Genomic DNA, 18586 nt, shown 5'->3' with positions numbered 1-18586 from the left:
GGTCCTCCTCAGGACTTGTCGTTACTAACCGCCGCAGACTTCCTCTTGAAGGCACGGGTCGGCGTTTTCGGATTTCTTATATATGGGACTAACGGGTGGACCGACGGGAGTCTACCCGCGTCACTCGCCCCGGATCTTCTTGATGATCTCGTCCGCGATGCTCCGGGGAACCTCGGCGTACGAGTCGAACTGCATCGTGTAGTTGGCACGGCCCTGCGTTTTGCTTCGCAGGTCGCCAACGTACCCGAACATCTCGGACAGCGGCACGATCGCCCGAACGATCTTGGCGCCGCTGATGTCCTCCATGGCCTGAATGTGGCCACGGCGGGCATTGATGTCGCCGATCACGTCACCCATGTAGTCCTCGGGTGTACGAACCTCGACGGCCATCATCGGCTCGAGCAGTGCGGGGTCCGCCTTGCGGACGGTCTCCTTGAGCACCATCGAACCGGCGATCTTGAACGCCATCTCCGAGGAGTCGACGTCGTGGTAGGCACCGTCAAGCAACGTCGCCTTGACACCCACGAGGGGGTATCCGGCCAGGACGCCGAGTTGCATGGCCTCCTGCATACCCTGGTCGACCGACGGGATGTACTCCCGCGGGATGCGACCACCGGTGACGGCGTTGACGAACTCGTAGAGCTCACCCTCGCTGGTGTCCAGCGGCTCGATGGTCACCTGCACCTTGGCGAACTGACCCGAACCACCGGTCTGCTTCTTGTGGGTGTAGTCGTACTTCTCGACCTTGCGACGGATCGTCTCGCGGTAAGCGACCTGCGGTGCACCGACGTTGGCCTCGACCTTGAACTCCCGCTTCATCCGGTCCACCAGGATGTCGAGGTGCAGCTCGCCCATACCGCCGATGACGGTCTGGCCGGTCTCCTCGTCCTGACGAACGGTGAAGGTCGGGTCCTCCTGCGCGAGCTTCTGGATGGCCAGGGAGAGCTTCTCCTGGTCGCCCTTGGTCTTCGGCTCGATCGCCACGTGGATGACGGGCTCCGGGAACGTCATCGACTCCAGCACGACCTGCTGGTTCGGGTCGGACAGGGTGTCACCGGTCGTGGTGTCCTTCAGCCCGATGAACGCGTAGATGTGACCCGCCGAGGCGTGGTCGACCGGGTTCTCCTTGTTGGAGTGCATCTGGAAGAGCTTGCCGATGCGCTCCTTGCGGCCCTTGGTCGTGTTGATGACCTGCGCACCGGTCGCCAGGCGGCCGGAGTAGACCCGCACGTAGGTCAGCGTGCCGAAGAACGGGTGGGTGGCAACCTTGAACGCCAGCGCCGAGAACGGCTCGTCCTCGCTCGGCTTCCGGATGACCTCGACCTCCTCGTCGCCCGGCTTGTGGCCGATCATCGGCGGCACGTCCAGGGGGCTGGGAAGGTAGTCGAGCACCGCGTCGAGCATCGGCTGGACGCCCTTGTTCTTGAACGCCGTGCCACACATCACCGGGTTGACCTCGCCGGCCAGCGTCAGCTGGCGGATGCCGGACTTGAGCTCATCGATGGTGAGCTCCTCGCCACCGAGATACTTCTCCAGCAGTTCCTCGTCGGACTCGGCAACCTTCTCGACGAGGACGTTGCGGTACTCCTCGGCCTTCGCCTGCAGGTCCGCGGGGATGTCCTCGACCTCGTAGTCCTCGCCCAGCTTGGTCTCGCCGCGCCAGACCAGAGCCTTCATCCGCAGCAGGTCCACGACGCCGATGAAGTCGGACTCGGAGCCGATCGGCAGCTGGAGCACCATGGGGGTTGCCCCGAGGCGGTCGATGATCGTCTGCACGGTGTAATAGAAGTCGGCACCGAGCTTGTCCATCTTGTTGACGAAGCAGATGCGCGGCACGCCGTACTTGTCGGCCTGACGCCAGACGGTCTCGGACTGAGGCTCGACACCCTCCTTGCCGTCGAAGACGGCAACGGCGCCGTCCAGGACGCGCAGCGAGCGCTCCACCTCGACCGTGAAGTCCACGTGTCCGGGAGTGTCGATGATGTTGATCTGGTGCTCTTTCCAGAAAGTGGTCGTCGCGGCCGACGTGATGGTGATGCCGCGCTCCTGCTCCTGCTCCATCCAGTCCATGGTCGAGGCGCCGTCGTGCGTCTCGCCGATCTTGTAGTTGATCCCGGTGTAGAACAGGATGCGCTCAGTCGTCGTCGTCTTGCCGGCATCGATGTGCGCCATGATGCCGATGTTGCGGACCTTGGTGAGGTCCGTCAGGACGTCGAGTGCCACGGTGTCTCTCTCGTCTCGTTCGTGTGCTGAATAGTGAGCTTGGGGCTGGTGCGCCACCTCGCATTACGCGAGATGTGCCGCCTGGGTGCACCGCTGTGCGTTGCACCCAGGACGGCGGCGGTTCACCAGCGGTAGTGAGCGAAGGCCCGGTTGGACTCGGCCATCTTGTGGGTGTCCTCGCGGCGTTTGACCGCGGCACCCAGACCGTTGGACGCGTCGAGGATCTCGTTCATGAGCCGCTCGGTCATCGTCTTCTCACGACGCTGACGCGAGTAGCCCACCAGCCAGCGCAGCGACAGCGTGGTCGCGCGGCCCGGCTTGACCTCGATCGGCACCTGGTAGGTCGCACCGCCGACGCGGCGGCTCTTGACCTCGAGGGACGGCTTGATGTTGTCCAGTCCGCGCTTCAACGTGACGACCGGGTCGGTGCCGGTCTTCTCACGGCAGCCCTCCAGGGCGCCGTAGACGATGCGCTCGGCGATGGACTTCTTGCCATCGAGCAGGATCTTGTTGACCAGCTGAGTGACCAGCGGAGAACCGTAGACCGGGTCTACGACGAGGGGGCGCTTCGGAGCGGGGCCCTTGCGAGGCATTACTTCTTCTCCTTCTTCGCGCCGTAACGGGAACGGGACTGCTGACGACCCTTGACACCCTGGGTGTCGAGAGAGCCGCGGATGATCTTGTAGCGCACACCCGGCAGGTCGCGCACACGGCCACCACGGACGAGCACGATCGAGTGCTCCTGCAGGTTGTGACCCACGCCGGGGATGTAGGCCGTGACCTCGATGCCGGAGGTCAGCCGAACGCGGGCCACCTTGCGCAGCGCCGAGTTCGGCTTCTTCGGGGTCGTGGTGTAGACGCGGGTGCAAACTCCGCGTCGCTGGGGGCTGCCCTTGAGTGCCGGCGTGGCGACCTTGGTGGTCTTGTCCTGCCGACCCTTTCGGACGAGCTGGTTGATGGTAGGCAACCTGGTCTCCGTCTGATGTCGAGTCTTGTCTGCTGGCTCCGGCGTCGCCGCCGTGCACCAGCTCCTTGGGTTATGACCGGTTCGAGCACCCCACGAAGTCCATTTCGTTACTTCGCAGGAACCCCCGGGTGTTACCCCCGAGGTCGGGTGTGTCGATCCGGCGCCCTCCCCCGCACTTCCGCCGCATCAGTCGGCCACTGGAGTCCCGGATCGGGGCTACTTTGGCAAACTGGCGATGCGACGACTGCCCGGCGAGGGCGCGTGGTGGTCTGGTGCATCCGCATCGAAGCGCTGATCGCTCATCGCTGCGCAGGCAGGGCAGAGCCACACACGAGGATCAAGAATAGCCGGACGCGTCTCCTGCGACCAAATCCTTACCCCGACCGCAGGGACCGCTCGAACTCGCGGCACACCTGCCAGCTCGGCAACAGCCCGTCGTCGCGGGCCTGCGCCAAACTCGCAGCCGCCTCGTCCTTGGGCGACAGCAGTGGCGTGATGCCCTCCGGGAAGGTCAGTCCGAGGTCCGGATCCAACGGATTCACGCCGTGCTCGCGCTGCGGGTTGTAGGCCGTCGAGCACAGGTAAAGTGCCGTTGTGTCATCCTCCAGGGCACAGAACGCGTGGCCCAGTCCCTCGGCGAGATACACCGCGCGCCGGGTGGTGGTGTCCAGCAGCACCGACTCCCACCGGCCGAACGTGGGCGACCCGACGCGTAGGTCCACCACGTAGTCCATGAGCGCGCCATGCACCGCGGTGATGTACTTCGCCTGTCCGGGAGGCACGTCGGCGAAGTGCACACCGCGCACGGTGCCACGAGCCGACACCGAGATGTTGTCCTGCATGACCTGCAGATTGTGCCCGATCGCCTCCGCCAGGTGATCGACGCGAAATCCTTCGAGGAATACCCCTCGCTCATCCGGGAACTGGCGCGGCGTGACGACGAACGCCCCAGAGATCGACAGCGGCGAGATCTCCATCAGTAGACCCGCTCGCGCAGCACCTGGTGAAGGTAGTCGCCGTACCCGCTCTTGGCCAGTGCGTCCCCATGCGCCGCCATCACATCGTCACTGATCCAGCCGCTGCGCCAGGCGATCTCCTCCACGCAGCCGACCATCAGTGACTGCTGCTGCTCCACCGCATACACGAACTGGGTCGCCGACATCAGTCCCTGGAACGTGCCGGTGTCGAACCAGGCGGTACCTCGCGGCAGCACCTTGACCCGCAGGTCCCCGCGGCGCAGATAGTGGTTGTTGACGTCGGTGATCTCCAGCTCGCCACGGACGCTGGGCCGCAGCTCCCGGGCGATGGACACGACCTCGTTGTCGTAGAAGTAGAGCCCCGGCACGGCATACGCCGACTTCGGGTGCTCCGGCTTCTCCTCGATCGACAGAGCGACGCCGTCCGCATCGAACTCGACCACGCCGTAAGTGGTGGGATTGGTGACGTGGTGCGCGAAGACCAGCCCGCCACGCAGACTGGCGTTCCCGTGCAGGGCCGTCCCGACGCCCGCACCGAAGAAGATGTTGTCGCCCAGGACCAGGGCCACACTGTCCGATCCGATGAAGCCCGCGCCGATGACGAAGGCCTGCGCCAAGCCGTCCGGCGACTTCTGCACGGCGTAGGTCAGCTCGACCCCCCACTGCGACCCGTCGCCGAGCAGCCCACGGAACTGGGCGCTGTCGTCCGGGGTGGTGATGACGAGGATCTCGCGGATGCCCGCCATCATGAGCGTCGACAGCGGGTAGTAGATCATCGGCTTGTCATAGATCGGCATGAGCTGCTTGCTGATGCCTCGAGTGATCGGATGCAGCCGCGTGCCGGAGCCGCCGGCGAGCACTATCCCTTTCATTCGAAACACCCTATCGGCGTGTACTGCGCGCCTAGGACGCAATAGGGTCAACCCGTGCGACTTCTTGTGACCGGCGGGGCCGGCTTCATCGGCAGCAACTTCGTTCATCTGACCCGAAAGAACCGTGCTGACACAGAGATCACGGTGCTCGACGCCTTTACGTATGCCGGCAACCACGCTTCGCTTGCCGGGCTCGACAGGGTGCGAGTCATCGAGGGCGACATCGCCGACGCAGCCGTCGTCGACCCGCTGGTCGCGGAGGCCGACGTCGTCGTGCATTTCGCCGCCGAGTCGCACAACGACAACTCACTCGACGATCCGTCGCCGTTCGTCCGCACCAACCTGATTGGCACCTTCACGCTGCTCGAGGCAGTCCGACGGCACGACGTGCGCTATCACCACATCTCCACCGATGAGGTCTATGGCGACCTCGAGCTGGACGATGAGCAACGCTTCACCGAGAACACCGCCTACAACCCGTCCAGCCCCTACTCGTCGACAAAGGCCGGCAGCGACCTGCTCGTGCGGGCGTGGGTGCGTTCCTTCGGTGTCCGGGCAACCCTGTCGAACTGTTCGAACAACTACGGGCCGCGCCAGCACGTGGAGAAGTTCATCCCCCGGCAGATCACCACCATCCTGGACGGCGGCCGCCCGAAGCTCTACGGCGACGGGCTCAACGTGCGTGACTGGATCCACGTCGACGACCACAACGAAGCCGTCTGGACCATCATCGACAGGGGCGAGGTCGGTCAGACCTATCTCATCGGCGCCGACGGCGAGCGCAGCAATCTTGCGGTGGTCCGCGACATCCTGCGGCACATGGGGCGGGCCCCGGACGACTTCGACCACGTCACCGACCGATCGGGCCACGACCGGCGCTACGCGATCGACTCCACCCGCCTGCGCACAGAGCTCGGCTGGACGCCGCGCTATCCCGATTTCGGCTCCGGCCTCGCGGCCACCATCGACTGGTACCGGGCGAATGAACCCTGGTGGCGCCCGCAGAAGGCCGCCGCGGAGCAGCGGTACGCGGGCCAACAGATCATCGCCTCCAGATGAGGAACCAGATGCACACCTGGCTGCTGCTCGGCGGGCACGGGATGCTCGGCACAGACCTGCAGGACGTGCTGCGCTCGGCGGGTCGGCACGTGGTGACCCCTCGGTCGTCCGAGTGCGACATCCGCGAGCCCGACTGTCTGCAGGATCGGCTCGCTGACGTCGACGTCGTCGTCAACCTGGCTGCCTGGACCGCTGTCGACGATGCCGAAACCCACGAGCCGGATGCGTTCACGCTCAACGCGGTTGGCGCCCACAACGTGGCGCGGGCCTGCGCCCGGGCGAATCTGCCACTGGTGCACCTGTCGACCGACTACGTCTTCGACGGCCACGCGACGTCGCCCTACCCGGTCGACGCACCCCAGGCGCCGCGGTCCGCATACGGCCGGACGAAGGCCGCGGGCGAGTGGGCCGTGCGCGCGGCCCATCCCGGTGCGTGCATCGTACGGACTGCCTGGCTCTACGGCGCGCACGGCTCCAGCTTTGTCAGCACGATGCTGCGGCTGGCGACTGCACACGAGACCCTCTCCGTGGTTGATGACCAGGTCGGGCAACCCACCTGGACCCGGGACGTCGCCGAATCGGTGCTGCAGCTCGCCGATGGCGAGGCACCCGGTGGCTACTACCACGCGACCAGCACCGGAAGCGTCAGCTGGTGCGAGTTCACCCAGGAGATCTTCCGACTGCGCGGCCTCGACCCCTCCCGGGTGGAGCCGACCACGACGGCCGCGTTTCCTCGGCCCGCGCCGCGACCGGCGTACAGCGTGCTGGACCATCCCGGGGATGGTCCACAGATCCGCGCCTGGCAGGACGCGCTCGCTGCTGCCCTCGCCACCTGGCCAAGTTGATCTGCTGACCTGCTGACAACAAGAGCGGGCCCGCCACCAACGGCGTCGGGCCCGCTCTTCGCACGTGGTGCCAGGTGAAGGATTCGAACCTTCGAAGCTTTCGCGACGGATTTACAGTCCGTTCCCATTGGCCGCTCGGGCAACCTGGCATGGTGTGCGCGAGAAGAATAACAAGATGCGGCCGGTCGCTCCAATCGCGTCGGTCTGACGCCGCTCGAGAGACCGCCCGGTCGTCCGGCATACTCGCTCGAGGAAGGTCTTCGCCACAGCAGGAAAAGGAGTGCATGCCATGGCCGATTCGTCATTCGACGTCGTCAGCAAGGTCGACAAGCAGGAGGTCAGCAATGCCCTCGGCCAGGCGGCCAAGGAGATCTCCACGCGGTACGACTTCCGTGGCGTCGGGGCCTCGATCGAGTGGTCCGGCGAGAACATTCTGATGAAGGCGAGCACGCCGGAGCGCACGCTCGCCGTCCTCGACGTGTTCCAGACCAAGCTGGTCAAGCGGAAGGTGTCGCTGAAGGTCCTCGACCTGGCGGGTGACGGCGAGCCCAAGCTCTCCGGCAAGGAGTACCGCCTGGAGGCCAGCCTCAAGGACGGCATCAGCCAGGAGAACGCCAAGAAGATCTCCAAGATCATCCGCGACGAGGGGCCCAAGTCGGTCAAGGCGCGCATCGAGGGCGATGAGCTGCGCGTGACCTCCAAGTCCCGCGACGATCTGCAGCAGGTGCAGCAGATGCTGCGTGAGACCGACCTCGACCTCGCGCTGCAGTTCACCAACTACCGCTGAGTGCGGTCATTGCACTTTCGCCCGTTCACCAGGCGATGGTGCGACCGAGATAGTCGAGGAACTGAAGGCCGCCAGTGCCATGTTGGGCATCGACGGTCCGAACGAGCTTGGGAGTGCTCTCGTCGATCGTGAGCCTCGCGCGCGGCCCGCCGAGCCTTGTCTGCACCCAGCCCGGCGCCATCAGCAGCAGCGTGCGCGAGTCATCGCGATGCCGAGCGGCATAGCCGCGCATCAGCTGGTTGAGCGCGGCCTTGCTGGCACGGTAGATCTCGAAGCCGCCGCGCTCGTTGTTGGTCACGCTCCCCTGACCTGATGACATGATCGCAATCGTGCCGGTCGGCGGCACCAGGTCGCCAAGTCTCTCGATGACACGCATGGGGCTGAGCGCGTTGGTGACCATGAGGCGGGTGAACTCATCGGTGCTGACATCGGCCGGAGTCTCCTGCTCGTCATTGGTGACACCGGCATTGACGAACAGCAGGTCGAACTTGCGTCCGGCCAATCGGTCCCGCAGGCCCGCCACCCGATCTACCTCGGTGATGTCGACCGTTTCGATCTCGAGCCGGTCGGCGTAGCCGGCCCGCAGGTCGTGCAGTGGGGTGTGGACCGGCCCCCGCACAGTCGCAACGACGCTCGCCCCGCGCCTGAGATATTCCTCGGTGATCGCGAGACCGAGACCCCGAGATGCGCCGATGAGCAGGACGGCCCGGTGTGGCGTGCTTGCGGTCATCTGCGTCCCTGTCTTGGGAGGTGCGTGGTCGGCGTTGTGGACCACCTGGCAAGGTCGCAGGTCATCGAGCGACTGGAGCCGGCGGCACGAGGGCCTGACTGAGCGCCGCCAGCGTGTCGTCGGCGACGCGATAGAACGCCCACCGGCCACGTTGTTCGCGAACGACCAGTCCGGCGTCCGCGAGCAGCTTCATATGGTGGGACACGGTCGGCTGGGACAGCCCTACCGGCTCCGTGAGGTCGCAGATGCAGGCCTCCCCTCCGGACTGCGCTGCAATCAGGGACAGCAACCGGACTCGCGTGGGGTCCCCGAGCGCCTTGAAGATGTGGGCCAGCCGCTCGGCTGCCTCGGCGTCAAGGACGCCACCCGTGACCGGTGAGCAGCACGCATCCAGCGCAGCATCCATAAGCAGCGACAACTCGGTGGACATGCCTCAATCCTGCCACACCCATTGACAGTCATCGATCAATCGGCGATGGTCAATACATTGATATCCTTCGATATGCAAGGAGCAGGGGATGTCGGACCCAACAGAAGTGAGCGGGTCGGCTCTGCGCGAGCAGGTCCGGGTTCGCTATGCGCAGGCCGCAATGGCTGTCCAGGAAGGCGCCGGCAACACCCAGCTGGACATCATCGACCAGTGCGGCACCAGTTCCTGCTGCAGCGGCGCCGCTGACGTCGAGGTGGAAAATGCGTTCGGTGCCGGCCTGTATGGCGTCGACCACCAGGACGAGCTGCCTGCCGAGGCGCTGGCGGCAAGCCTTGGCTGTGGCAACCCGACCGCGGTCGCCGACCTGCACCCCGGAGAACGAGTGCTCGATCTCGGTTCCGGTGGCGGGATCGATGTGCTGCTCTCGGCTCGACGCGTCGGTGAGTCCGGATTCGCCTACGGCGTCGACATGACCGATGAGATGCTCGACCTGGCACGTGCCAACGCCTCGAAGTCCGGAGCAACCAATGTGGAGTTCCTCAAGGGGACCATCGAGGACGTGCCGTTGCCGAATGGGTCCGTGGACGTGGTCATCTCCAACTGCGTGATCAACCTGTCGACCGACAAGCCGGCCGTGCTGGCTGAGATGTTCCGAGTCCTGGTCTCTGGCGGGAGGATCGGGATCTCCGACGTGGTCGCGGCGGACGATGTCACGCCGGCACAACGCAGCGAGCGTGGCTCCTATGTCGGCTGCATCGCCGGCGCGCTGTCGCGGTCCGAGTACCTGACCGGGCTTGCCGAGGCCGGCTTCGTCGACACCAATGTCGAGTTCACCCACGAGGCCGCCCCCGGCATGCACGCCGCAATCATCCGCGCCACCAAGCCCCTTCGCACCTGACGCGGTTTCCGCCGCCCGCGGGTTGCGGGCGGGGCCTTGATCGGCGCGGTGACGGGGTGCTCGGCGTGGTGACGGTTGGGCTGGTTAGTCGGCTCCGGTCTCGGTGATGGCAACGCGCGCGGCCTTCTCGTCGACGATGGTGCTGTTCTTGGCGAACGCGGCGGTCAGGGCGTTGACGGCGAGGCTGTTGACCGCTCTCGGGTAGCCGTGGGAGGCGTTGTCGATCAGGGTGATCGCGTCCGCTCTGAACAGGGTGTCGGTCCGTCCGGCGAGCCCCAGGTGGTGGGTGATGTAGTCACCGGTCTCGGTAGGGCGCATCCCGGCGATCGCGTAGCGCACCGCGATGCGCTGGTCGAGTGCGGCGAGGGCCTCGGCTGCCTGAGGTGCCAGCGCCGCGGTGTAGCAGCTGGTCACGTGCCCGAGGGTGGCCACGATGTGGTGCAGCATGCCGCGCACGCCGACCGATGGGTTGCGTAGGTAGATGGTCACGTGCCGGGAGGCGTCCAGGGCGGCGGTCGCCGCGCGGATGGCGACGGTCTTAGCGACGCCGCCCTCGCCGGTGATCACGCCGAAGGCGTACTGGCTGATGCACCAGTCGATGCGAGCGACGGCCTCGGCGCGCCCCGGAGTGTCGGTGCAGGATCGACGGTGCCAGGGGCGTCCGAACGGCATGCTCGTGAATCCCCGTTACCCAGCCCCAACGTCGTCGTTCAGGATGACGGTCAATAGACGAGCGCGTAGCGCGGGGAGGGTCGAAGCCTGGTGACGCGCAGGGGCAGTCACACCACGAGCTTGGTGTGACTGCCGTGTGCTGGGGGTTAGGCGGTTTGGGCGTGGTCTGGTGGTGCGCCGGGGCCGTGGGTCAGGGGGTCGTCCGGGTGCAGTGGCTGGGTCGGCATTCGGTCGGTGGTCAGGTCCCAGGTCACTTGGGTTGCGCTGATCTCCCCCGCCTCGCTTCGCTCCGTGCGGGCGGTACCCCCATCGGTAGGTATCCGTTGGCGTGGACTAGGTGGTGATGTCGTGAGCACAACAACGTCCCATTGGATTAGGTCGCTGTGGCCACCGACCCACCAGGGATCGCGTGGTGGGCCTCGCACCAGGGTGCGGGCCGGTCTTCCCCCGCCTCGCTTCGCTTCGTGCGGGGGTACCCCCACCCACCGCGTCCGCGCGGCGCTTGCCCGGGGACCCCAGATCCGCCGGAGCGGGATCTTCCACGTCGTCGTGGTTGGTGACGTCACCGGTGTCGGTGCTGGTGTGGGTGTCGGTGTGGTTGGTGTGTCGGGGTGAGGCCAGGGTCTCGATGGCGGAGGCGAAGATCGCGGCGTTGCCGGGGGAGAGCTCGCCCTCGATGCGGGTCATTCCGCCGGGGAGGTCGTGCCAGCGCAGTGACTCCATGGTGCGGGCTTTGACTTCGTCGACGGGTGCCTTCTCGTCGGCGAAGACCGCGACGATTCGTTCGGTGACGGCTTTCAGGTCGGCGCTGGTCCCGTCGTGGGCGACCGCGAGGTAGTAGCCCAGCACCTGCAGGCGGGACGCGCCGGGTAGTACCGGGTGGGCCTTGTCGACCTCGCGGAGCGCGACGATCAGGGCCCGGGTGCTGATCTCGCCGGCATCCAGCGCGGCCCGCACCGGGGCGTTCCGGGGCTGGTTGATCGCGTCTGCCGCGGTCACGATCCGGGAGGCCTGTCCCGGTTCGAGGTGCGGGGCGCGGTCAGTGAGCCATTGCCGGGGGCTGCCGGAGTCCGGTGGGGTGAATGCGTCTCCCCGCCGTGGCTGCTGGTCGTCGTCCCTGAACTCCATACCCATCACATGTCGAACAAATGTTTGAGGTCAACAGCTTAAGGGCATCGCTTATCGGTGGTGTTGCGGTGTGGGGCAGGGTGATTCGACCATCCGTGCCGGGTTGAGGTCGGTGGTTGCCGGGCCTCGATACGCCGCTCGGCTGGCGCCTCGCGAGCTACTCGACCAGCGGGACGGGGTGGCGCCTCGCGAGCTACTCGACCAGCGGGACGGGGTGGCGCCTCGCGAGCTACTCGACCAGCGGGACGGGGCGTCGGCTCGCGAGCTACTCGACCGGCTGCGGGTCGGCGGGAGGCGAGCTACTCGTCCAGCGTTGCGGGTCAGTGCGCGGAGACCATATGGAGTGCCATCCGTGCGTGGTGCTCGGCCACCTGCCCGGGAGACCACGATCCGCCGCGCCGTCCTGAGCCTGCCGAAGGATCGTGATACCAGCGGGCGACGTCGATGCCCATCCCCATGATCGCGTTGGCCGTCATCCCGATGTCGTCGCACCCGAAGACACCGGCACGCGCGCCGGCGGCAATCAAGTCACGGAAGGACGCCTGGATCTCATGACGCAGTCCGTCTATCTCGGCCCGGTGCTCTGCGGACAGCGCGCCCAGCTCATAGTTGACCACTCGCGCCGTCGTGTGCCCTTCGGCATGGGAGAGCACGAACTGCCGCACCATCTCGCGCAGGGCCAGGGCCGGGTCCTTCGTCGGTACCGCTCGGATGCGCTGGAGGATGTCACGATGGCCGGTCAGCGAGATCTCATAGAGCATCGCCTCCTTGGACCGGTGATGCACATAGACCGCTGCCGGACTCATGCCCGCCGCGGCGGAGATGTCACGCGTCGTCGTGCCGAAAAATCCCTTGTCCGCAAAGGCATCCCGGGCAGCCTCGAGCAACCGGGCACGGGCAGAGTCCAGCTCGCCCTTCTCAGTGCGCTCGGTCACCAGCACCACTCCTACGTCGGGCACGGCCGCGGACGTCCCCGCCGCCAGGTATTGACGAGCATGCCGCATGATGCGACGCTAAGCAAGCGCTTAGTCAGTCCGACGTCGAAAGGCTCCTCCATGCCCCGCAACATCTACACCGAGGACCATGAGGCCCTCCGCTCGACCGCGCGTGAGTTCGTGCAGCGCACGTTGCAGCCGCACGCCGAGCAGATGCTCAAGGCGAAGGCGATCGAACGAGAGATCTGGCTCGAGGCCGGATCCAAGGGGCTGCTCGGACTGGAGATCCCGGAGGAGTTCGGCGGCGCCGGCTCCCCCGACTACCGTTTCAACGCCGTGCTGGCCGAGGAGATGTCCGCCTTCAACGCGGCGACGTCCTCCTGCTTCGGCATCCACTCCGACGTCTGCCCGCCCTACATCATCGATCTCGGCACCGACGAGCAGAAGCAGCGCTGGCTGCCCGGCATGGCGACGGGTGAAAAGATCTGCGCCATCGCGATGACTGAGCCGTCCGGCGGCTCCGACCTCGCTGCCCTCAAGACGACAGGCGTCCGAGATGGTGACGACTGGATTATCAACGGCTCGAAAACGTTCATCACCAACGGGTTCCAGGCGGACCTGGTCATCGTGGCGACCCGCACCGACCCGAGCAAGGGTGCAAAGGGCATCACCCTCTTCATGATCGAGGACGGTATGGCGGGCTTCAGCCGCGGCCGGAAGCTCGACAAGGTGGGCCAGGAGGAGTCCGACACCGCCGAGCTGTTCTTCGACAACGTCCGCGTGCCCGACACCAACCGGCTGGGTGAGGAGGGCATGGGATTCATCTCGATGATGCAGCGACTCCCCCAGGAGCGGGTCGGTGCGGCGGTCTCCAACGTGGCCCACGCGAAGGCGATCCTGCTGGAGACGCTGGAGTACGTGAAGGAGCGCAAGGCCTTCGGTCAGTCCATCGGCTCCTTCCAGCACAACAAGTTCAAGCTCGCCGAGATGGTCACCCGCATCGAGGTCGCCGAGGCCTACGTCGACGACTGCATCGAGGCCCACGCCGAGGGCACGCTCACGCCGATCGACGCGGCGAAGGCGAAGTGGTTCTCCGCCGAGGTGCAGAACGACGTGCTCGACGACTGCGTGCAGCTCTACGGCGGCTACGGGTTCATGAACGAGTACCGCGTCGCGCGAGCCTGGCGCGATGCTCGGGTGACGAAGATCTGGGCGGGGTCGAACGAGATCATGAAGGAGCTGATCGGTCGTGACCTCGGACTGTGACGAAGGGCGCAGCGCAGGTTGCGGGCAAGCTCGCGAGCACGCGGCCGCAGCGGAGCACGAGGAACTGCCGAGAAGGGGCACGGACTCTGACAGCACCTGGGACGGCGCAGGGGTCGTGATTACGGGAGCGGCCCAGGGCATCGGCGCGGCGTATGCCGACCGCCTGGCGGCGGAGGGCGCTCGGCTGGTCCTCGCGGACCTGAAGCCAGAAGGGCTGCGGTCGGTTGCAGAACGTACGAATGCCATTGCAGTGCAGGGAGACTGCTCCACATCCGAGGGCATCCGGCAGCTGGTCGATCGTGCGACAGAGCACCTCGGCGACATCGATGTATGGATCGGCAACGCCGGAGTGGACGCCGGCCAAGGACTCCACGCAGACGAAGCGTCGTGGGACCTGTCCTGGCAGGTCAACGTCCTGGCGCATGCTCGCGCCGCCCGCCTGCTGATCCCGCGATGGCTCGAGCGGGGCAGCGGACGCTTCATCGTGACGGCGTCGGCGGCCGGCCTGCTCACGGTGCTCGGCAGCCCCACGTATGCCGTGACCAAGCACGGCGCGGTGGCCTACGCCGAATGGCTCGCCGCGACCTACGGCGCGCACGGCATCAAGGTGCATGCCGTGTGTCCGCAGGGCGTGCAGACAGACATGCTGGCCGGCATCGATGAGGCAGCAGCAGCCATCATCTCCGCCGATGGCGCCCTGCAACCCTCGGATGTCGCGCAGGCCTTGGTCGATGCCGTCGAGCGGGAGACCTTTCTCGTCCTGCCACACCCGCAGGTCGCCGACTACTACCGCTACCGCGCCACGCACACGGACAAGTGGCTGAGCGGAATGCAGAGCCTTCAGGCGAAGCTCGACGCTGCCCGCCCTCTCACCGACCGGTGAGAGACCCCAACTACATTGAGTGACAACCAACCTTCCTAAGGAGTCAACGTGTCCGACCAGATCTCCCGCACCGCCATCGTGACTGGATCCGCACGAGGTATCGGCGCAGCCGTGGCCAAGCGTCTGGCCACCGACGGCATGGCGGTTGCCGTGCTCGATCTCGACGAGAAGGCCTGCCAGGCGGTCGTCGACCAGATCACCGAGGCCGGCGGCAAGGCGCTCGCCGTGGGTTGTGACGTCAGCAACGAGGACGCAGTGGGCGCTGCCGTCGACCGCGTGGCCTCCGAGCTGGGTGCGCCGACGGTGCTCGTCAACAACGCCGGCGTCCTGCGCGACAACCTCATCTTCAAGATGTCCGCCGATGACTGGGACACGGTGATGAATGTCCACCTCCGCGGCAGCTTCCTGATGACCCGTGCGGCTCAGAAGTACATGACGAAGGAGAAGTACGGCCGGATCGTCAACCTGTCGAGCACCTCCGCACAGGGCAACCGCGGCCAGGTCAACTACTCCGCGGCGAAGGCCGGCCTGCAGGGTTTCACCAAGACGCTGGCCATCGAGCTCGGCAAGTTCGGTGTGACCGCCAACTCCATTGCTCCCGGGTTCATCGCCACCGACATGACGAAGGCGACCGCGGAGCGCGTCGGTATGGAGTTCGAGGAGTTCAAGAAGGCTGCGGCCACCCAGATCCCGGTGGCCCGTGCAGGCGAGCCGGAGGACATCGCCGCCGCCGCATCGTTCTTCTGCAGTGAGGAAGCCGGATTCGTCAGCGGCCAGGTGCTCTACGTCGCCGGTGGACCAAAGGACTGAGGAGCCTTCCATGAGGACATTCAACGGCGTTGAAGATCTGCAGTCGGCCGTCGGCGAGCACCTCGGCTACAGCGAGTGGCACCAGATCACGCAGGATCAGGTCAACACATTCGCCGATGCCACCGGCGACCACCAGTGGATCCACGTCGACCCGGAGAAGGCCAAGTCCGGCCCGTTCGGCGGCACCATTGTGCACGGCTACCTGACGCTCTCGATGATCCCGATGCTGGCGTGGGAGGTCTACAAGGTCGAAGGCGTCAGCATGGGCATCAACTACGGCTCCAACAAGGTTCGCTTCCCCACCCCGGTGCTGGTCGGCTCGCGGGTGCGAGCCGGGGTCGAGGTCACCGAGGTGACGCCCGGGCCCAAGGGCGTGCAGTGCGTCTTCAAGGTCACTGTCGAGCTCGACGGCAGCGACCGACCGGCGTGCGTCGCCGAGACAGTGACCGTGGTTGTGCCGTGACGCTCACCGCCACGCTGTCGCTCGCGTCCGTCCTGGCCGAGCCTGCCCGCCGATACCCGACCAAGACGGCTGTCATTGAAGGTGATCGGCGACTGACCTACGCGCAGACGTGGGATCTCGCGCGCCGGTATGCCGGCGGGTTGCAGGCTCGTGGAGTGGGTGCGGGCGACCGCGTGGCGATCATGGCACCGAATGTGATCGAGTTCGTGCTCGCCTACTACGGCGTGCAGGCGCTGGGCGCGGTCGTCATTCCGGTGCCGACGCTGCTCCAGCCTCAGGAGGCGGCCTACCTGCTGGAGAACTCAGGAGCCACCCTGCTGCTGCATCATCCCGCCCTGACCGATGCCGCACGCGGTGCTGCGAACTCAGCGGGTGTCGAGGACGCCTCGATCGTTGGATTCGCGGACGACCACGAGCCCGTGCAGACCTATACGAGCAGGGCACCCGAGGACCCTGCGGTGATCTTCTACACCAGCGGCACCACCGGAAGACCCAAGGGCGCCGTCCTGACGCACCTCAACCTGGTGCTGAACGCGACCGTGAACGCCTTCGACTGCCAGGACGTCCGCCACGACGACATCACCCTGGGGTCGCTGCCGCTCTTCCATATCTTTGGGCAGTCGGTTGCGCTCAATGGTGTCTTCCGGATCGGCGGAACGCTCGTGCTGCAGCCGCGTTTCGACGCAGCGGCCGCCATCGACCTGATGCGCCGGGAGCGGATCACCCTGTTCTTCGGCGTCCCGACGATGTTCGTGCAGCTGCTGCATGCGGCCGAGTCGGCCACCGAGGAGCTGCCCCAGCTGCGCTGGACGTGTTCCGGCGGTGCATCGCTGCCGGTCGCGGTGCTCGAAGGATTCGAGCACCAATTCAATGCCAAGATCTATGAGGGTTACGGCCTTTCCGAGACGTCCCCGACCGCCACGACGAACCAGCCGGCGTTCGGCACTCGTGCCGGCACTGTCGGGCACCCGGTGTGGGGAACGGAGGCGGAGATCGCCGATCCCGAGACGCCCGACCGGATCGAACTGCTGCCCACCGGCGAGCGAGGCGAGGTGGTCCTGCGCGGGCATCACATCTTCGCCGGGTACCTCGACAACCCAGAAGCCACCGCCAAAGTGTTGCAGGACGGCTGGTTCCGCACCGGCGACATCGGGATCAAGGACTCGGACGGGTTCATCTCGATCGTCGACCGCACCAAGGATCTGATCATCCGCGGAGGCTTCAATGTCTATCCCCGCGAGGTCGAGGAGACGCTGAGTCGACACGACGCGGTCGCCCAGGTCTCGGTGATCGGCATACCCGATGCCGAGCGCGGCGAGGAGATCCTCGCGGTGGTGGTGCCCCGGGAGGGCTCCGAGGTGGATGCCGACGAGCTGATCGCGTGGTCGCGTGAGCGTCTGGGCAAGCACAAGTACCCTCGACGGGTCGAGATTGTGCACGATCTGCCGCTTGGCCCGTCGCACAAGGTGTTGAAGCGAGTGCTGCGCCAACAGTTCACTTGAGCGGCACTATCCGGTCTCGACAGGTGGCGGCTCCCACATCGACAGCGGGACCCGCCCGGCGCTACGTCCCTCGCGATCCAGGATGTGCCCGACTCGCTTGTAGGTGCGCAAGGTCACGCTCCGGGACAGGACCGCTGTGCCCGGAGCACGTGCCTCGATCTCCCTTTCGTAGGCGTGAATCTCACTGAGGTCGTGCACCCAGAAGGTCGCGACAAGGTTGTGAACGCTGAGGGTCTGCACACTGATGCGACAGTTCGGCAGGCTCGCCACATAGCGGCCGGCCTCCTCCAGATGTCGCGCAGGAACGCTGAGGATCAGGCTTGCCTCCCGAGTCGGCTGGCCTGCGGAGCCTGCGAACTCGCAGCGCAGCACTAGATACCCGGAGGCTAGATGCTGCTCGACGCGCCGGCGAGCCGTCTGCGGCGAGACATCGCACGCTGCGGCAAGCTCCGCCCAGCTGAGACGCCCATCGCCCGCCAGAACATCGAGGAGAGCTGAGTCGATCTCGTCGACCGTCGTGCGCCGTGGGAGCGCCGTCTGCGATGCGGCCGCCACGGAGGCGGACTGCTGCTTGTCGAGCACGCCGCTGCGCCACAACGAGCTCTGCCGGTGGACTCGAGTTACAAAGGCCGTCTCGGTGCGGGTCACGCCCGGAAGGGACGCAAACCGTTCAGAGATGGTCCGACTCAGATCTTCATGGGTGCCGGAGAAGCAGTCGATACGGAAGTCGTGGCCACCAGTCACCAGCGCGACGGTGGCCGCAGCCGGTTCCGCGCACAGTCGCTCGGCCAGGGTCTCGTGGGCGCGGGGTGCAGCCGAGAGGAACACGTGCGCAGCATGGCCGTTGTCGGCGAACTGAGGGCCGGGCACGGTGGCTATCCAGGCGAGGCGCTCGCTTCGCAGTCGTGCCCAGTGCCGCGCCGCGGTCGCCCCGGTGACGCCGAGGGCGGACCCGATGCGGGCCCACTCGCCGCGCGGCCGGATCTGCAGTGCATTGATGATTGCCAGATCCAGCTCGGATAAAATGGACGATTCTTCCATTAATACTCTCTTCATCACCGTTTCAAACGATTTTCTTGTTTGTGACGGCCGTCACTCTACCGTGGGCAGGCATCCGACCGGCACCGGCCGGACCGAAC

Annotated in this window: 20 protein-coding genes and 1 tRNA gene; 9 read left to right on the top strand and 12 right to left on the bottom strand. The window is 66.2% G+C overall.

Annotated features, from left to right (window positions below):
• Positions 1-120: 120 nt before the first annotated feature.
• The 5 genes from fusA to rfbA form a co-directional block, all read right to left on the bottom strand.
• Positions 121-2223: an elongation factor G gene (gene fusA, locus FGL98_RS06295; protein WP_146315878.1), complete on the bottom strand. Its 2103-nt coding sequence runs from the start codon at positions 2221-2223 to the stop codon at positions 121-123.
• Between the two features lie 122 nt (positions 2224-2345).
• Complete coding sequence (gene rpsG / locus FGL98_RS06290) at positions 2346-2816, bottom strand: 30S ribosomal protein S7 (RefSeq protein WP_146315877.1); 471 nt, start codon at positions 2814-2816, stop codon at positions 2346-2348.
• Positions 2816-3190, bottom strand: coding sequence for a 30S ribosomal protein S12 (gene rpsL / locus FGL98_RS06285; RefSeq protein WP_146315876.1), 375 nt, complete (start codon positions 3188-3190; stop codon positions 2816-2818). The genes rpsG and rpsL overlap by 1 nt, the downstream gene beginning before the upstream one ends.
• A gap of 374 nt (positions 3191-3564) precedes the next feature.
• On the bottom strand, positions 3565-4167 hold the full coding sequence (locus tag FGL98_RS06280) for a dTDP-4-dehydrorhamnose 3,5-epimerase family protein (protein WP_146315875.1): 603 nt from the start codon (positions 4165-4167) through the stop codon (positions 3565-3567).
• The gene (gene rfbA / locus FGL98_RS06275) at positions 4167-5039 is read right to left on the bottom strand and encodes a glucose-1-phosphate thymidylyltransferase RfbA (RefSeq protein ID WP_146315874.1); all 873 of its coding nucleotides are present in this window, start codon (positions 5037-5039) and stop codon (positions 4167-4169) included. Before rfbA ends, FGL98_RS06280 begins: the two co-directional genes overlap by 1 nt.
• Before the next feature lie 54 nt (positions 5040-5093).
• On the opposite strand from rfbA, the gene rfbB reads away from it, so the two are divergent.
• Both rfbB and rfbD read left to right on the top strand, forming a co-directional pair.
• Entirely contained in the window at positions 5094-6098 is a 1005-nt protein-coding gene (rfbB, locus tag FGL98_RS06270) for a dTDP-glucose 4,6-dehydratase (protein ID WP_146315873.1), read from the top strand.
• On the top strand, positions 6095-6943 hold the full coding sequence (rfbD, locus tag FGL98_RS06265) for a dTDP-4-dehydrorhamnose reductase (RefSeq protein WP_246136400.1): 849 nt from the start codon (positions 6095-6097) through the stop codon (positions 6941-6943). The genes rfbB and rfbD overlap by 4 nt, the downstream gene beginning before the upstream one ends.
• A gap of 65 nt (positions 6944-7008) precedes the next feature.
• Here rfbD and FGL98_RS06260 read toward each other — a convergent pair.
• Positions 7009-7092: transfer RNA gene (locus FGL98_RS06260), tRNA-Tyr, on the bottom strand.
• A gap of 140 nt (positions 7093-7232) precedes the next feature.
• Between FGL98_RS06260 and FGL98_RS06255 the strand changes: the two genes are divergently transcribed.
• Positions 7233-7730 (top strand): YajQ family cyclic di-GMP-binding protein, encoded by a 498-nt coding sequence (locus tag FGL98_RS06255; protein WP_146315872.1) that lies wholly within the window; start codon positions 7233-7235, stop codon positions 7728-7730.
• Between the two features lie 25 nt (positions 7731-7755).
• Here FGL98_RS06255 and FGL98_RS06250 read toward each other — a convergent pair whose 3' ends face one another.
• Both FGL98_RS06250 and FGL98_RS06245 read right to left on the bottom strand, forming a co-directional pair.
• Positions 7756-8460 (bottom strand): SDR family NAD(P)-dependent oxidoreductase, encoded by a 705-nt coding sequence (locus FGL98_RS06250; protein ID WP_146315871.1) that lies wholly within the window; start codon positions 8458-8460, stop codon positions 7756-7758.
• 61 nt (positions 8461-8521) lie between these two features.
• Positions 8522-8890 carry an ArsR/SmtB family transcription factor gene (locus FGL98_RS06245; RefSeq protein WP_146315870.1) on the bottom strand — a complete coding sequence of 123 codons (369 nt, stop codon included), beginning with the start codon at positions 8888-8890 and terminating at the stop codon, positions 8522-8524.
• Positions 8891-8978: 88 nt separating this feature from the next.
• Between FGL98_RS06245 and arsM the strand changes: the two genes are divergently transcribed.
• A complete protein-coding gene (gene arsM, locus FGL98_RS06240) occupies positions 8979-9788 on the top strand; it encodes an arsenite methyltransferase (RefSeq protein ID WP_146315869.1) in 810 nt (269 codons plus the stop codon).
• Between the two features lie 84 nt (positions 9789-9872).
• Here arsM and FGL98_RS06235 read toward each other — a convergent pair whose 3' ends face one another.
• The 3 genes from FGL98_RS06235 to FGL98_RS06225 form a co-directional block, all read right to left on the bottom strand.
• Positions 9873-10460 (bottom strand): AAA family ATPase, encoded by a 588-nt coding sequence (locus FGL98_RS06235; RefSeq protein ID WP_186526013.1) that lies wholly within the window; start codon positions 10458-10460, stop codon positions 9873-9875.
• 333 nt (positions 10461-10793) lie between these two features.
• The gene (locus tag FGL98_RS06230; RefSeq protein ID WP_186526012.1) at positions 10794-11588 is read right to left on the bottom strand and encodes a DUF222 domain-containing protein; all 795 of its coding nucleotides are present in this window, start codon (positions 11586-11588) and stop codon (positions 10794-10796) included.
• A 320-nt stretch (positions 11589-11908) separates the two neighbouring features.
• Positions 11909-12592, bottom strand: coding sequence for a TetR/AcrR family transcriptional regulator (locus FGL98_RS06225; RefSeq protein WP_146315867.1), 684 nt, complete (start codon positions 12590-12592; stop codon positions 11909-11911).
• Between the two features lie 51 nt (positions 12593-12643).
• On the opposite strand from FGL98_RS06225, the gene FGL98_RS06220 reads away from it, so the two are divergent.
• From FGL98_RS06220 to FGL98_RS06200, 5 genes are read left to right on the top strand one after another with little or no spacing between them, the layout of a single operon-like run.
• The gene (locus FGL98_RS06220) at positions 12644-13789 is read left to right on the top strand and encodes an acyl-CoA dehydrogenase family protein (protein WP_146315866.1); all 1146 of its coding nucleotides are present in this window, start codon (positions 12644-12646) and stop codon (positions 13787-13789) included.
• On the top strand, positions 13773-14672 hold the full coding sequence (locus FGL98_RS06215) for an SDR family oxidoreductase (RefSeq protein ID WP_246136399.1): 900 nt from the start codon (positions 13773-13775) through the stop codon (positions 14670-14672). The genes FGL98_RS06220 and FGL98_RS06215 overlap by 17 nt, the downstream gene beginning before the upstream one ends.
• A gap of 48 nt (positions 14673-14720) precedes the next feature.
• A complete protein-coding gene (fabG, locus tag FGL98_RS06210) occupies positions 14721-15482 on the top strand; it encodes a 3-oxoacyl-ACP reductase FabG (protein WP_146315865.1) in 762 nt (253 codons plus the stop codon).
• 10 nt (positions 15483-15492) lie between these two features.
• Positions 15493-15945: a MaoC family dehydratase gene (locus FGL98_RS06205; protein WP_146315864.1), complete on the top strand. Its 453-nt coding sequence runs from the start codon at positions 15493-15495 to the stop codon at positions 15943-15945.
• Positions 15942-17447, top strand: a complete 1506-nt coding sequence (locus FGL98_RS06200) for a long-chain-fatty-acid--CoA ligase (protein ID WP_146315863.1) — start codon at positions 15942-15944, stop codon at positions 17445-17447. The genes FGL98_RS06205 and FGL98_RS06200 overlap by 4 nt, the downstream gene beginning before the upstream one ends.
• Before the next feature lie 6 nt (positions 17448-17453).
• On the opposite strand, the gene FGL98_RS06195 is transcribed toward FGL98_RS06200, so the two are convergent.
• The gene (locus FGL98_RS06195) at positions 17454-18488 is read right to left on the bottom strand and encodes an Lrp/AsnC family transcriptional regulator (RefSeq protein ID WP_186526011.1); all 1035 of its coding nucleotides are present in this window, start codon (positions 18486-18488) and stop codon (positions 17454-17456) included.
• Between the last annotated feature and the right edge of the window lie 98 nt (positions 18489-18586).

Origin of the sequence: Leekyejoonella antrihumi (assembly GCF_007845645.1) — a bacterium.
GTDB classification, from domain to species: Bacteria; Actinomycetota; Actinomycetes; order Actinomycetales; family Dermatophilaceae; genus Leekyejoonella; species Leekyejoonella antrihumi.
Note: the sequence above shows the minus strand (reverse complement) of the source record. Positions and strands in the feature narration are given on the sequence as shown.

Coding starts and splice junctions, on each gene's coding strand:
- rpsG (WP_146315877.1), bottom strand. CDS start 2,816: ATGCCTCGCAAGGGCCCCGCTCCGAAGCGCCCCCTCGTCGTAGACCCG.
- FGL98_RS06280 (WP_146315875.1), bottom strand. CDS start 4,167: ATGGAGATCTCGCCGCTGTCGATCTCTGGGGCGTTCGTCGTCACGCCG.
- rfbA (WP_146315874.1), bottom strand. CDS start 5,039: ATGAAAGGGATAGTGCTCGCCGGCGGCTCCGGCACGCGGCTGCATCCG.
- rfbD (WP_246136400.1), top strand. CDS start 6,095: ATGAGGAACCAGATGCACACCTGGCTGCTGCTCGGCGGGCACGGGATG.
- FGL98_RS06255 (WP_146315872.1), top strand. CDS start 7,233: ATGGCCGATTCGTCATTCGACGTCGTCAGCAAGGTCGACAAGCAGGAG.
- FGL98_RS06250 (WP_146315871.1), bottom strand. CDS start 8,460: ATGACCGCAAGCACGCCACACCGGGCCGTCCTGCTCATCGGCGCATCT.
- FGL98_RS06245 (WP_146315870.1), bottom strand. CDS start 8,890: ATGTCCACCGAGTTGTCGCTGCTTATGGATGCTGCGCTGGATGCGTGC.
- arsM (WP_146315869.1), top strand. CDS start 8,979: ATGTCGGACCCAACAGAAGTGAGCGGGTCGGCTCTGCGCGAGCAGGTC.
- FGL98_RS06235 (WP_186526013.1), bottom strand. CDS start 10,460: ATGCCGTTCGGACGCCCCTGGCACCGTCGATCCTGCACCGACACTCCG.
- FGL98_RS06230 (WP_186526012.1), bottom strand. CDS start 11,588: ATGGAGTTCAGGGACGACGACCAGCAGCCACGGCGGGGAGACGCATTC.
- FGL98_RS06225 (WP_146315867.1), bottom strand. CDS start 12,592: ATGCGGCATGCTCGTCAATACCTGGCGGCGGGGACGTCCGCGGCCGTG.
- FGL98_RS06220 (WP_146315866.1), top strand. CDS start 12,644: ATGCCCCGCAACATCTACACCGAGGACCATGAGGCCCTCCGCTCGACC.
- FGL98_RS06205 (WP_146315864.1), top strand. CDS start 15,493: ATGAGGACATTCAACGGCGTTGAAGATCTGCAGTCGGCCGTCGGCGAG.
- FGL98_RS06195 (WP_186526011.1), bottom strand. CDS start 18,488: ATGGAAGAATCGTCCATTTTATCCGAGCTGGATCTGGCAATCATCAAT.